Origin of the sequence: Microvirga calopogonii, from assembly GCF_003347665.1 — a bacterium.
GTDB classification, from domain to species: domain Bacteria; phylum Pseudomonadota; class Alphaproteobacteria; order Rhizobiales; family Beijerinckiaceae; genus Microvirga; species Microvirga calopogonii.
Genome location: NZ_QDGA01000119.1, coordinates 1 through 13,494, shown reverse-complemented (window position 1 = coordinate 13,494; position 13,494 = coordinate 1). Strand labels below are relative to the sequence as shown.

Here is a 13,494-nt window from a genome sequence, read left to right as displayed (position 1 = left end):
CCCGATTAATTCACGGCGACCCTTCTGAGGTTGGCTTTGCGAGCCTTACTGGTAGCTTTGACGGGCTTTCAGGCATGTCTTCACCACCTCCAAGGATTCGGCTTGGCGGATGAGAGCGGCGGGTTTGCAGGTGGACGGGACAGGGCTCGGGTCAGGGGCGTGTGCGCCCCATTGATCAGGTGACGAGGCGCGGCAGACGGCCGAGAACCACGCGCAGGATCGTCTGGTCAGGACAGGCGCTCGGCAAGTGCAGCTGGATCTGGGTCTTCCGTTCAACCACCCGGGCGGCGATCTTGATCAGGCGCAGCCGCAAGGTGTCGAATTGCGCGATGCGCCAGAGCGAGCGCTTCGGCATCCTCGCCCGCAGGACCCACATCAGCCAATAGGCGCCGGCATGCAGGAACAGCCGGAATTGGTTCGCCGTCGCTCGGGAGCAGGACGTGCGGTCGGCCGCCAGGTGGGCTTTCCAGGCCTTGATGTGGTTTTCCGCCGTGCCGCGCCGACAGTAGATCCGCTCATAGAGCGTTCTGGCTTTGCCGCCAGTGAGATTGGTGACGATGAACCGCGTGTCGCTGCCCTGCGCGCCCGCTTCGACACGAGCGATGATGCGCTCGACCCGGCTCCAGCTTGCAGCACCGTCGAAGAACTCCGTGAAGCGCCGCACCTTGCCTTTCCGAGGAGCCGCGGCAAAGCGCGCCTTGGCGCTCGCCTCCAGACCCGCAACGTGCCGGCGCAGGGTCGAGGTTGAGGCCACTCCGAGGATGAAGTCAACGCCGTTGGCTCGGCACCAATCGATCACCAGCGGACCGCAGTAATGGCTGTCAGCCCGGATCAGGATGCGGGTGGTGGGCCAGTGGGTTCGGATCGCCCGGATGAGCCGGCGCAGATGAGCCCGGATCTCGCTGCCCTTGGGCCGACGGGCCGGCCGCAGCACGGCCGTGATGAAGCGGCCCTCACCGTCGAACACGACTATGGGCTGAAAGCCGTATTCGTCGTAATGGGCATTGAACAGCCGCAGCTGCTGGTCGCCGTGAACGGCATCGAAAGTGTCGTCGAGGTCGAGCACGATCTGCTTCGGCACCTGTCCGAACGAAGCGCAGTACAGATCGATCATCGTGCGTCCCATACGCAGCAGCGACCGCGCATCGGGCATATTCTCCAGGCGCGAGAGCGTCGGCTGTGAGGCGAGATGGCGATCCGATGGCAGCACGTCCTGCGCCATCTTGAAGATCGGGTCGGAGCGCAGGCTGATGGCGTCGTTGCAATCCTCATAACCGGCAGCGATCATCAACAGCCGGAAGCGGATCAGATCGGCCAGGCGATGAATGACCTGATCCTGAGAGCGTGGGTCATCGATGCACGCGGCGAGCCGCTCGGCGACACCCAAACGCTTCTCCACCTCGCGCAGGGCGAGAACTCCGGCGTCGGAGGACAGCAGGCCGCCGTCGAACCGAGCCAGTACGGTTTTGCCGGTAACAGGTGACAGGCCCGGTAGTGGAAGCGTAGAGTGGTTCATGGCGGGTGGGTTCTCCCAGAAATGACGCGGATCGGCTTCGACAACCAAATCCTAAGTCATCTCAGGGGCTTGAGCTACACCCGCCAACCCTCCATGAATTTTCCGGGCTAGCCGCGGCAATGCAACTGAGGGTCGCTTACTGGCGATTGCAGAACGAAGGGGTATCCGACGAGGACGGCTTTGAGGAGGTTGATGCACTGGCTGCGGCGGGAGTTTACGGGACCATCATGTTGGATGAAGCTGTCGGAGCAGCCGATCGCTTCATCAGGGAGTTCTATCCTTCACTCTGCGAGTTGCTCACGTCCGAGAAGGCCTATTTCGCGTCAGAGGGCGACACCTGAGAGGGATGAAGCCGGGTCGTGTCAATCCGAGACACATACTTCGGGTCTGCTCCATCATGGAGGCGGCCGACAAGCTCATGGTCCTCCAGGAGGGCAGGATCAGCCAGTTCGGCCCGCGAACCTCCGTCGTGAGCGCGATCACCCCCGGCGAGAAGCCGATGGCCGCCATGAAAGGAAGCGCATGAGCAAGCGTTCGGACCTCATGGAGCGGAAGCCGTCCGTGCCCGCGACGTACATGGCCGTGAATGTCGAACCGGCGAAGGACCGCCTCCCGCCGCGCGATCCCGGCGAGCCGTCCTATCGCGGACCGGTGATCGCCGGTCTGGCGACGATCTTCCTCGGTCTCGGCGGCCTCACCACATGGGCCTTCTCGGCCCATCTGGACAGCGCCGCGATCGCGACGGCCACCGTGGTGGTCGATTCCAAGCGCAAGACCATCGCCCAGCAGGTGGCGGAACTCGAGGCCGTAAAGTCTCAGACAGAGGCGAATACCCGGCAATCGGAACTGCTCGACCGGGAACTCAAGGCCATCGCGAGCCTCGTCGAGAAAGGCTATGCGCCGCGTCCGCGCCTCACGGAAATGCAGACGCGCGAAAGCCAGCTGCAGGGCAACGCCGGCGAACTGAAGTCCCGCAAGGCGAAGGCGGAGCAGGCCAAGGCGGCGGAGCTGGAAATCCTTTCCCTCGGCAACGATTTCCAGCAGCAGGTCGCATCGGATATTCAAACCGCGCAACTCGAACTCGCCGACACGGTCGGGCGGATCGACGCCGCCAAGGACATTCTGCGACGCGTCGAGATCGTCTCGCCTGACCGGGGCATCGTGACCAATATCCGCTCCCGTACCCTGGGCAGCGTCATCGGCGCCGGGCAGCCCATTCTCGATATCGTGCCGGAGAACGAACCGCTGATCGTCGAGGCCAAGATTGGCCCGCGCGATGTCGATTCGGTCCGCGTCGGCGCACCGGTCCAGATCCGGCTGACCGCCTACAACAGCCGCAGCACGCCGCCACTCGCGGGAAAGCTGACCTATCTCTCCGCCGACCAGCAGATGGACGACCGGAACAATTACGCCTACTTCGTCGCACGCGCCGAGATCGCGTCGGAAAGCCTCAAGGCGAATTCCAAAATCACTCTCTATCCCGGAATGCCCACCGAAGTCCTGATCGTCAACAAGCCTAGGCGCGCTGTCGGCTACCTGCTGGCTCCGATTACTGAAAGCTTCGATCGCGCATTCCGGGAGGAATGACCCGAAGCCCTTCAGGCCCCTCATGCCGGGCCGCTACGTCGCATCGCCGCCGCGCGATGCGACGCGCGAACGATTGTTCGAATTGCGAAACAAATAGAATCCATTCACAAAATATATTTGAACAAATTAAATACAATATTGACTTATATATACTAATAAATTGATGCTCAAGGAAAATACTACTCTCGGGTTTACAAGTAGTGCTTCTTGTTTTACTTAGTTTGTACCGGGACACTCTCGACACAATCACCTCCCGGAAATCTCCTTGCGCAAATAGCGCTTCATTTTGGCTCGAACATGCAACCGGGTGCGTCGCGGCTTGCCCGGTGCTGACAACAAGGATGAGAGATATGGCGACTATTGGTGGTGGAGCCTCAAGCGACGTCCTGCACGGCACCCACGGTCCGGATGTGATCTTCGGAAACGGTGGCGACGACCTGATCTTCGGCGGCAACGACAGCGACGCTCTCTCCGGCGGCGCGGATGACGACGTTCTGTTCGGCGGCAACGGCGATGACATCCTGCTCGGCGGCGCCGGAGACGACTATCTTCGCGGCGGCAACGGCAACGACATCCTGAACGGTGGCGACGGGGCCGACGTTCTCGAAGGCGGTTCGGGCGACGACATCCTTCAGGGTGGTGCTGGCGACGACATCCTGCGCGGCGGATCCGGCGACGACTTCCTGAATGGCGGCGCTGGCGACGACATCCTCCAAGGCGGCGCCGGTCGCGACACGTTCGTGTTCAGCGGCGGCGGCGGCAACGACGTCATCCTCGACTTCAAGGCCGGCCAGGACATCCTGCAGATCTCCAAGGGGATCAACGGGACCGATATCGCTTCGGCCGAGGACCTTGCCAGCCGCGTCCATCAGGTGGGCCACAATACGATCGTGGACCTCGGAAACGGCGACACGGTCACCCTCGTGAACGTGAGCGCCGACGACATCAACAACAACCCGAGCGACTACTTCTCGGTTCACTGATCCGCCTCTGCGGCAAAGAGCGGATGTCGCGGACGTTTCTGCGGCGTCCCACAGGGACAGATGGAGACAAAAAGCGATGGCGGAGCTTGCCGTGCTCACCTCACCAGCCGACGATCTTGCCTCCCCCAAGGCAGCCTCTCTCGGGCGCGACGTGGTTCTGCTCACCTGGGACGTGCCGCACGTCGAGCGGGGCTCGTCCTCGAGCCTCAAGAGCGGCGGCGACGACATCTGGCCTTCCGCATCGCTGCGCCTCTCCCTGCCCGACGGCGGATCCCGCCTCTTCTGGGTCTTTCAACGCCCAGCGGACGAGCGAGCAAGTCCCGATCTGCACCTCGAAGCCCACGGCTCTGAAGCGTCCCTCAACATCGATCACGATGCGGCGCTTGCCTCGGCGGATGTCGAGAACCTGATCGACGGCATCGACAGCCATGGTCGCGTGGCTCTCGTGTCCGCCTTGTTCAACGTGTGGAGCACGATGTTCCGCCTTCGCCGGGACAAGACCTTCATCGACCTTCTCACCGAGCTTCTCTCGCGGATGGCTCCGACGTAGACCTTGGCCATCGTCGGAGCCATCCAAGGTGGAGCGGCGTTCACGGAATCCGATCGCTAGAGCATCGGACGCTTTGTCGGACCCGCCCGGTTCCGACCTCTGCCTATTGGAGAGGGGTAGTGCGTCGCGGATCCGTCGTTTGGTCCGATGCTCTAGACGCCAAGCGTCTGCTGCGCAAGAAGCAAGGCATCACGCCCCGGGTGATAATCCCCGACAGACTCGCGAGCTACGGCGCGGCCAAGCGAGAGACTACGCCGGGCGTCGAGCATCGGCCGCACAAGGACTGAGACAATCGTGCGGAGAACAGCCATCAACCGACCCGACGACGCGCGTGCACCATGAAGCGATTCACGTCAGCCGGGCAGGTCCAACACTTCCCCTCAGTCCACGATCAAGTGGCCAATTTCTTCTGCCTTTCCGCCGCCCGCAATGCCGCAGAACCTCGCGAGGCCCGCTCGCAGGCCTTTACTGCTTGGGCCGAAGTGACAGGCGTTGTGGTGAACTTCTGATCTGGCGACCGCGAGGAGGCACTCTGCCTTCACCTCGCTAAATTGACGGTGTCATGCAGTGCTTCTAGGAAGCGGCGGTCGTTGCGGCCCTTGCGCCGGGAGCATGAGGCGGTAAACACCCGCAGCACCGTTGCCCAGTCGTCCTCCGTCACTCCCGTCAGCATGGTCGCGCCTCCTGAAGCTGGCCCGCCATGAATCATCACCGGACTGATTTGGGAACCCACTCACCCATAACTCGTCCCAATCCGTCCACATGCCCTAACGTCACATAAAGTCGTCCTCGTACGCGTAGCCGGAGCTTGCTATAGGATTATCTCCGCCCTCGCTTTCCTCAATTTTGGAGAGAAATTGTTGAGGTCTGTTTACACGCAGCCATTCACCGGCGCTGTTCGTCGTCCATTTGTCAGGATGCTGGGTAGGATCAAGTACCATATTGCAATTGTCCACTTCGACGAAACCCATCTTAGCCGCGCGGGCTTTTGCTTCCGCGTTGCCAGGGCGAGAGAGGAGCAACGGTCGTTCGCCGTCGCGCCGAAGTTGGTATTCCAACAGAATATCGCCTGCGTTCTCGACAAGCGGATGTGCAACCTGAAGATCGACAGTCGAGGTGATCTCAGTTCGCCCGGGAAACAGTTCCCGCCACTTTTCGCCTTCGAAGTCATCCATAGGGCATCCGCCCTCCGTTCGTAGGAGGGCCACAGTTTTGCGTCCTAACTTGTAGCTGAAATATCGTGCCTGTTCTGTATCTGTAGTGGTGCCGTATTTCTTTGCGATATCGGCGGCATTTTTGGCTCGTGTAGATATGAAATTAGAATACTCCTGCGGGTTGTTGGCGATATCTTCTATTTCTTTACTATGAAACGCCTTCGCCTCTTCCCTGAATGTAAACTTGTCAATCTCCAGCACAGGAGGTTTGGGAACGAGGGAATACGCCGGTGCTGGCGAAGATGAGCGAGCGCTGGAGTCCGCTGCGGCTAAGTGCATGTTGGCGAATGTGTCCGAGAAACTTTGGGTTTGCTCGCCGTCGGCCGCCCACGAATCCGTTTCGTCAGCCAAGCCATTGCGTTTCCACTCGTCGGAAATGCCACCAATTCGACCGTACATGAGGATTCTCACTCCTAAGGTGAATCATTTTCGAGGCTGGTTATGCCCTGCAGCGCACGGTAGTCAGCCTAGCTGACGATAAGCTGACGTGGGCGTTCTGTGGACGAACGAGGAAACCCAGCTCGATTCAGCGCTCGTGCCTGAATAGTCAATCAGGCACCGTCATCAGATCGAGTTCCAGTTTCTGAAACACGCGGGCCGCGCCCGCCAGGTAATGTCGTGGATGGTGAAGTGATGCAGCGCCTCTAGGAAGCGGCGGTCGTTGCGGCCCTTGCGCCGGGAGCATGAGGCGGTAAACACCCGCAGCACCGTTGCCCAGTCGTCCTCCGTCACTCCCGTCAGCATGGTCGCGCCTCCTGAAGCTGGCCCGCCATGAATCATCACCGGACTGATTTGGGAACCCACTCACCCATAACTCGTCCCAATCCGTCCATGCCAAAGGCGGTTGGGGCCGTCCACATGGGGTAATCGCGGGAGCGGGTCGCCCGAACAAGTCACGTGCATGGAAGCCGGTGGCTGTTCCCCGACAAGACGGAGACCGGGTTCACGACGGGAAGCCGGGCCCAGGCATCGAATGGAGAACAGCCATGCACGATTATATCGGGCTCGACGTGTCGATGAAAGTGACGGCGGTGTCGATCCGCAGAGGCGGCAAGCGCGTCTGGCGCGGCAAGTGCCCGTCCGATCCCAAGCTGATTGCTGACTTGATCCGCAAACGTGCCCCGTCTGCGAAGCGGGTGATCTTCGAGACCGGCCCCTTGTCGGTGTGGTTCTATCATGCGCTGCGCGACGAGGGGCTCCCGGCGATCTGCATCGATGCGCGTCATGCCAAGGCCGCTCTCGACATGGCAGCGAACAAAACTGACGCGGATGATGCCGACGGTCTGGCCCATCTGGCGGAGGTGGGCTTCTATCGTGAGGTGCGGGTGAAAGGCTTCGACAGCATGCTGACCCGCACGCTCGTGGCGGCCCGCACCCGGCTGGTCCGGATCTGCACCGAGCTCTCCAACCAGATCCGCGGCCTCATGAAGACCTTCGGCTTGGTCGTTCCCGCCGGCAAAGGCAGCACATTCGAGAAGAATGTCCGTAGCCTTCTGGTCCACCATGACGGGCTTTCTGCCATCGTGCTGCCAATGCTGGAGGCGTGGCGCGGCCTGCGCATCCGGGCCGCGGAACTCGGCCGCCAACTCGTGGCCGGCGCGCGCCAGAACCAAGCCTGTCGCATTCTCATGTCGATCCCCGGGGTCGGAGCGATCACCGCGACATCGTTTGCGACCGCTGTCGAGGATCCGAATAACTTCAAGAACTCCCGCTCGGTCGGCGCCTGGCTCGGTCTGACGACGCGGCGCTACCAGTCGGGCGAGGTCGACTATGATGGCCATATCTCTCGCCGGGGGGTGACCGCCATGTGCGGGGGGCTCCTCTTCAAGGCCGCAACGGTCATCCTCACCCGCAGTTCAGCCGAGAGCGGCCTGCGGAGATGGGGCCTCAAGCTCCGAGAGCGGGTCGGCTTTAAGCGTGCGGCGGTTGCGGTCGCCCGAAAGTTGGTGGTCATCATGCACGCGCTGCTCAAGGCCGGCACCTTCTTCGACCGGAGCATCGGCGCAGCAGCTTGACCAGTTGAGGATTACATTCAGGCTCTGAGCGCGCTGAGACGTCCTTGCTGAGACGTGAGCCGAACCATTCCGCGCGATGGAATGCACCGCTGATGCAGCCGAGTGCGTCGTCCACATAGGAAGGCTCCGCCCGCGAAGCGCCATCATGCGGCGACACCTGTCGACCGCGAAACGACCCTGCACCCTGGGCCGGGACGGGCGGCAGCTTCGGCAAGCTTGTACATTGGAAAGGAGCTGCGCGACATCGGATTTGCTTGAATTCGGCCGTGGGGCGAGAAAACGTGGTTTGACCGACGTTCGATCTCTGGTCAGGACTGCTGCATCACCGCCGGATCCGTAAGCTTTTCGGATGCCCATCTCCTTCCCGGAGAACAGGACGTGCGGCTGCCGAAGGTCTGCCAATCGATATTTGGCGGGTGTTTTTGCCTCACCACAATCAACCAGTCCGTTTCAGGAAGCGAGCTCTCGTGGCGGCGCTCCGCAACTCGGGATGGTCTTTGCCAGGTCCCTACAGACAAAGCAGCCGGCATACGGCGGACTCTTCCGGATCGCCGTCACGGCCGCTTCTGTCGCAGCCTGACAGTGCGGATCCTGATGGCGGTTGGGGCGAGGCAGCAGAAGGCCGCAGTCATTCACTGCAGCTGGCTATCCTACATCACGCGGTCATCCCCGATGTCTCCAACAGCACACCGTAACCCATGGAATTGCAATCCACAGTGATCTGAGTTTTCTTGTGCATCCGGAAAAAGCGCCCTCCGTCAGCTACTCGTCAGCCAGCCAGCCTATCCAGGCATGCTGAGCATTCTCGATCTGACTGGAGGTGGAACATGACGGGGATTGGCCGAGCTGGGAAATCGCACGTTGGGAGTGCTGGAGCCGACAGCACGTGGGGATCGAGCAGCTCGCGCTCGGAGACACGTCTTGCCCCTAATGAAGGCAGCCAATCGTTCGACTCCGTCGTGGAGCGGATGCGCTCTCGGCCCCAAGATAGAACCGTCCCGCTCGTGAGCCAGTCACTAACTTCGGGTGTGGCAGCGCCAAGAGGCGACGAGATCAAGGCAGCGAAACGAAAAATGCGTAGCCTGCTTGACGACCTTGATCTCTGTCGTAGAGCGGCCACGCAAGCCCGGAACCCCTCGGAGGCGCAAGAGCTGATCGATCAAATCGTCAAGGCAGGCTCGGAAGCTCTGGACTACTACGCGAGCCTGCCCCCACATGTGGCGCGTAGCATTCTGTCCGACGATCAGGCTCGTCAACTCCGCGACGAGGTGCTTGATGCAGCAGACGAATGCAACAATCTGGCTACTGCGACTATCTACGAGTTGGAGCCACGGAGGAAGAAAGCAGCAGGCGTACTCGACAAGATGCGAGCTGACAACGCTCCGCCCGACCAGCTGAGCCGGGCGGTGCCCAGTGTGGCGAAGCACTACGTGGCCTGCATGGAGTGGTGGGGAAAGAAGGTGTTGCGCTCGGAACGGATGCAGTCCGTTTGCGCCGCCACCGCCAACTTGCCAAGCGCCACGCCTGAAATGCGGAAGGCCGAAGAGGCGGCGCTACGCCTGCATACGGGCTGGGCACTTAATACGAAGTGCATGTATCTGCACTCGCGGATCGCTCTCGCGCAACTAATGATTGAGCCTCAGGCGAGCACGGTCGAACCAGCCGTGAGGGAAATCCTCATGGCTGGGAACGGCCGGGTGCGTCTGCTGGGAACCTTCATCGAGGACGCTTTTCCGGCATTCCTCTCGACGTCTGACGCTGTTCTGTACAGCAAAGGACGCGCACTCAACGCAGAGCACTGCGCCGTTCTGGAAGGAGTCATGGAGCGGCTTTCGGAATTCGGGTCAGGGGTGCACGGCATTGTTGCCAGCTTAAGGGAGGCGGGAAAGGGTGCCGACCTTCAATTGGAACTGTTGGACCAGATCGTCGAAGGTGCATGGGGAACGGCGCACGAAGTCATGCAACTTCTGGCAGTGCAGCCAAAGACGCCAGCCATGATTGAACCACTGGCCGTGGCTGCGAAACTGGAAAATACTGCTGTAGTGGCTGAGGGCCACGCGGCGCGCAGGAAGGGGAAGGGCAAGCGCACACCGGCCGCAGGCGAGGGGAGTTCGACGGCAGGGGTGCCGGAACCGCAGCTCGCCAGGCGCGACGCTGACACGGTCCCGACAGCCAAGCTTATCGTACTCTCGGATTTGGGTACGAAGAAGCTCGCGAGCCAAGAGGAGGCACTTGCGAGGGAGTCATCGTCGGCAACCGTACATCTGGAGATGTGGCAGGCTCCGCCCTCAAGGAAAGCACTGGCCGGATTACTCGAGCGATTGGACGAGCTGCTGCAGTTCGATCTGCCGGCTCAGCAAAGAGCTGTCTCGCAAGCGCGCCAGATGAAGCCCGAGGACGCCGACCACGTCGTGGATCTCGTCGTCAAGCGCCTGCAGACGCACGCCGCCGAGACTGAGGCCTGTGTAGCCGCGCTCGAGGAGCCTCGCCGACGCGGCCTTTTCACGCCTGCGCAAGTGCGCGAAGTGCACGACAAAACAGTCCGGCTTAAGGCGATGTTGTCCGAGGTGCAGGGACAGGCAAACTCATTGAACGCGCGAAAGACAGCGATCATGATCGATTGCATGAAGACCTACGCCTTCCCGTCGCAGAAGTACCTCGAACAGCTCCGGGCGGCCGAGGAACTGGCGCCTGTGGACCGACCGCGCGCCTTGAAGGGCGAGCCAGGGACGCTGTTCGAGATCAGGCTGCAGCCCAAAGCGCTGCGCAATGGTGCGATGCCAAGCCCGATGTGGGTGCACATCCATACGAAGCTGCCGGTACATGAAAGGCAGTTGGCGACGCTGGATGTGGCCGACTTCGCCGCTTGCCACGTGAAGTCCAATGAACAGCGCGGCCACAATCGGCAGTGGCAGACCGCCCGGGCTGCGATGGGCCACGAGGACGTCGTGATTCACCGTGGCAAGCTCACGCCTGCGTTCTGTAAGTCGTTGTTGAGCATCGCCCCATGCTACCCCCTTCCCGAGGCGGAGCACGCGTCGATGCAGTTCGCGCGCCTTGGGATGTAGTAACCTTTGTTTCTCGCGCCAGAGTGACGCTGTGGTGACACCCTCAAGCCGACCGTTATCACCGAGAGGAAATCCTCGAGCAGCTTTAATGTCTCCCAGAAGTCACGGGAAGAACTCGCGGTCGACGATCCTACCTTTTGCCGAAGGCATTCTGATCGTCGTGCCGAACGAGATATGGCTGGCCGCCTACGCCGACCGCGCGTTGGTGATGTCCGCCGAGAACGTCGAGTCACATTCGAACTGGGCAACAGGCAAGGGTCGTGTCAAGGAGGACACGCGGCTCGACTGCTTGGGCATCCTACATGCCACCGGGGTGTTTATCCCAGCTCTTTGGTTGCCATCCCAACCGGCGGACAGGAAAAGCTTGATAGTGACTTCGACTGCGACACCGTCGCCATCGGCGACGGACCGCAGCTCTATGAGCATGTGCTTGAGTTTGATGAAAGGAAGCAAGCTCTCGGGCTTCCCTCGCTGAAGCCGCCAACGTCGCATACCCCGGCCCTTGACAGTAACAACTACCAGTTTGGTCGCGCTAATCAGATCCTGGCTTCGGCGCCAAATCTCCTAGAGACCCATAGCGGCCTGCAGCAAAACTTTCTGGCTCAATCACATGAAGCACGATGCTGGTTTGCCGAGCGTGCCATCTTTGGCACATACGAGGGCTTTTCCCTCGAGCTTCTGGGCGACATCGGTCAGTAGTTGGGCCGGGAAGAGGTGAGTGGACAGGATTTTCGGAACATATTTGCGAGATCAAGGTCGCACAACATCCGGGTGCTAGCGAAATAGTGCCCCGTTCGACCCGGCCGCGGCTGACCCGATGCCCCTCGGCTCGCAAGGCCACGTGCATCCTCGGGCTGCCATAGCGACCCTGATGCTGATCATGGAGCCGCTGCACCTCCTGCAGCAGGCGCCGGTTCGCCATCGTCCTTTGGCTCTCCGGCCGGGATCGCCAGGCATAATAGCCGCTGGCGGACACCCCGAGCACGCGGCACATGAGCCGCACCGGCCAGGTGCGGGCATGCTGCTCGATGAAGCCAAACCTCATTTCGGCACCTCCGCGAAGATGCCGATGGCTTCCTAAGAAACAGCGCCCTTGGAAGCGTCGACACCGACCTCCTGCAGCACAAACCCGAACGCCTTGGCGCGGCGGTGCAGGTTATCGATCACCCGCTTCCGATACCGTTCCTCATAGTACGACGCTCCCGGATCAACGTAATCCATGCCATGGCGCAGGGCGTTGTAGAACAGCGCTGCAATCTTGCGGGCGGTTGCAGTCACAGTTTTAGCCTTGCCGATCCGGGTCGACAGCCGCCGGTAAAAGGCACCCAGTGCCGTCTCCGTCTTGCCGATCGTCACGGCCGCCAGCCGCAGAAGGGCCGCCGCCCGACTGCCCGACCGGCGCGTCCGAGACGACAGCACCTTGCCACCGGAGATCTTATTGCCGGGCGCGAGGCAGAGCCACGATGTGAAGTGCTTGCTGCTGGGCCAAGCCGTCAGATCCGTGCCGCACTCCGCGATCAGTTTGAGCGCCAAGGACGGCCCCAGGCCGTGGATCCGGGTCAGGTCCTGGCCCAGAACCGCATAGAGGGCGCCACGAAGATCGAAGCTCGGCTCATTGGGCTGGCGGCTCATGCGCCGGCGAGGCGCCGGCAAGGAAGCGGGATCGGGCCCATGGGTGCTCAGCGCCTTGAGGACGGCCTCGATCCTCTGATCGCACGCCGCCACCTTGTGCTGATACGTGTCGTACAGCGCCAGCGCCTGTTCGAGCGCGAACAGATGCTCGGCGCGATAATGACCCGTCAACGCCTTCTCGATCGTCTCGGAGCTGGAGTGACACCGGATGTCCCGTAGGCTCGCCAGGACCGCCGGATCACGTTCTCCGGCCAGAATGGCGCGGATGATGCGCATGCCCGTGGCTCCAGTAATGTCGCTGACCACGTGATGCAGCTGCAGGTTCATCTCGGTCAGCGCCTTCTGCATGTGCTGGATGTGCGAGGCGGCATACTCGAGCAGCCGCTCACGCTGGCGCAGATACGCGCGCAGTTCCGCGATCTCGGCTTTGGGTTGGAAGCTGGCCCGCAACAGGCCATAGGCATGCAGCCGCTGGAGCCATTGCGCATCCTTCACATCCGTCTTGCGTCCGGGCACGTGCTTGGCGTCACGGGCATTGACCAGAAGCACCTCGAAGCCGCGGTCCTGCAGGATCTCGAAGACCGGGATCCAGTAAACCCCGGTCGATTCCATGACGACGGAGGTGACGCTACAAACCTCGAACCAGTCGGCCAACCGGTGCAGGTCGGCGGTAAAGGTCCCGAAGCTGCGCACGGGTTCATCTGTCCGGTCAGGTCCCACGGCCGCCATGTGCATCGTGGCCCCGACATCGATGGCGGCGGCATGGGGTGAACCATCGGCAGGCTCTGGCGATCTTTACCGGCCTCTCGTTTGCGTCTCATCGGCTCCTCCTTGGGGTGGGAGGGGCTGGACTGCGCCAAAGGTCAACTTCCTAACCGGGATCGCCCTGGGGCGTCACCACTCTCAAGCGCGCAACAGTCCATGGACCA

The 13,494-nt window shown here is 61.6% G+C and carries 12 protein-coding genes and 2 pseudogenes; 8 read left to right on the top strand and 6 right to left on the bottom strand.

The features are described 5' to 3' along the window. Positions 1 to 175: 175 nt before the first annotated feature. Positions 176 to 1,516 (bottom strand): IS1380 family transposase, encoded by a 1,341-nt coding sequence (locus DDF70_RS32015; protein WP_114946107.1) that lies wholly within the window; start codon positions 1,514 to 1,516, stop codon positions 176 to 178. Positions 1,517 to 1,862: 346 nt separating this feature from the next. On the opposite strand from DDF70_RS32015, the gene DDF70_RS32005 reads away from it, so the two are divergent. From DDF70_RS32005 to DDF70_RS39380, 5 genes and pseudogenes are all read left to right on the top strand, one after another. Continuing rightward, the gene (locus DDF70_RS32005) at positions 1,863 to 2,042 is read left to right on the top strand and encodes a hypothetical protein (protein ID WP_114948667.1); all 180 of its coding nucleotides are present in this window, start codon (positions 1,863 to 1,865) and stop codon (positions 2,040 to 2,042) included. Further along, the gene (locus DDF70_RS32000; protein WP_114948666.1) at positions 2,039 to 3,103 is read left to right on the top strand and encodes an HlyD family type I secretion periplasmic adaptor subunit; all 1,065 of its coding nucleotides are present in this window, start codon (positions 2,039 to 2,041) and stop codon (positions 3,101 to 3,103) included. Before DDF70_RS32005 ends, DDF70_RS32000 begins: the two co-directional genes overlap by 4 nt. Positions 3,104 to 3,453: 350 nt before the next feature. Then, positions 3,454 to 4,086 (top strand): calcium-binding protein, encoded by a 633-nt coding sequence (locus tag DDF70_RS31995; protein WP_114948665.1) that lies wholly within the window; start codon positions 3,454 to 3,456, stop codon positions 4,084 to 4,086. A 76-nt stretch (positions 4,087 to 4,162) separates the two neighbouring features. Then, complete coding sequence (locus tag DDF70_RS31990) at positions 4,163 to 4,636, top strand: hypothetical protein (RefSeq protein WP_205772552.1); 474 nt, start codon at positions 4,163 to 4,165, stop codon at positions 4,634 to 4,636. Positions 4,637 to 4,743: 107 nt separating this feature from the next. Continuing rightward, positions 4,744 to 5,145, top strand: a pseudogene (locus DDF70_RS39380) (IS6 family transposase); the annotation flags it as partial. Positions 5,146 to 5,174: 29 nt separating this feature from the next. On the opposite strand, the gene DDF70_RS38910 reads toward DDF70_RS39380, so the two are convergent. From DDF70_RS38910 to DDF70_RS31975, 3 genes are all read right to left on the bottom strand, one after another. Then, positions 5,175 to 5,309, bottom strand: a complete 135-nt coding sequence (locus DDF70_RS38910) for a hypothetical protein (RefSeq protein ID WP_281024412.1) — start codon at positions 5,307 to 5,309, stop codon at positions 5,175 to 5,177. A gap of 100 nt (positions 5,310 to 5,409) precedes the next feature. Then, the gene (locus tag DDF70_RS31980; RefSeq protein ID WP_281024411.1) at positions 5,410 to 6,249 is read right to left on the bottom strand and encodes an effector protein NopP; all 840 of its coding nucleotides are present in this window, start codon (positions 6,247 to 6,249) and stop codon (positions 5,410 to 5,412) included. Positions 6,250 to 6,414: 165 nt separating this feature from the next. Then, the gene (locus DDF70_RS31975) at positions 6,415 to 6,594 is read right to left on the bottom strand and encodes a hypothetical protein (RefSeq protein ID WP_162820829.1); all 180 of its coding nucleotides are present in this window, start codon (positions 6,592 to 6,594) and stop codon (positions 6,415 to 6,417) included. Between the two features lie 242 nt (positions 6,595 to 6,836). Between DDF70_RS31975 and DDF70_RS31970 the strand changes: the two genes are divergently transcribed. The 3 genes from DDF70_RS31970 (at position 6,837) to DDF70_RS39090 (ending at position 11,632) form a co-directional block, all read left to right on the top strand. After that, positions 6,837 to 7,865, top strand: coding sequence for an IS110 family RNA-guided transposase (locus DDF70_RS31970; protein WP_114948663.1), 1,029 nt, complete (start codon positions 6,837 to 6,839; stop codon positions 7,863 to 7,865). 827 nt (positions 7,866 to 8,692) lie between these two features. Continuing rightward, entirely contained in the window at positions 8,693 to 10,933 is a 2,241-nt protein-coding gene (locus tag DDF70_RS31965; RefSeq protein WP_114948662.1) for a hypothetical protein, read from the top strand. Between the two features lie 330 nt (positions 10,934 to 11,263). Then, complete coding sequence (locus tag DDF70_RS39090) at positions 11,264 to 11,632, top strand: hypothetical protein (protein ID WP_205772548.1); 369 nt, start codon at positions 11,264 to 11,266, stop codon at positions 11,630 to 11,632. A gap of 91 nt (positions 11,633 to 11,723) precedes the next feature. Here the strand turns inward: DDF70_RS39090 and DDF70_RS31955 are convergent. Both DDF70_RS31955 and DDF70_RS31950 read right to left on the bottom strand, forming a co-directional pair. Continuing rightward, positions 11,724 to 12,008: pseudogene (locus tag DDF70_RS31955) on the bottom strand (IS3 family transposase); the annotation flags it as partial. Positions 12,009 to 12,010: 2 nt separating this feature from the next. Beyond that, on the bottom strand, positions 12,011 to 13,318 hold the full coding sequence (locus DDF70_RS31950) for an IS110 family RNA-guided transposase (protein WP_114948661.1): 1,308 nt from the start codon (positions 13,316 to 13,318) through the stop codon (positions 12,011 to 12,013). Positions 13,319 to 13,494 lie beyond the last annotated feature (176 nt).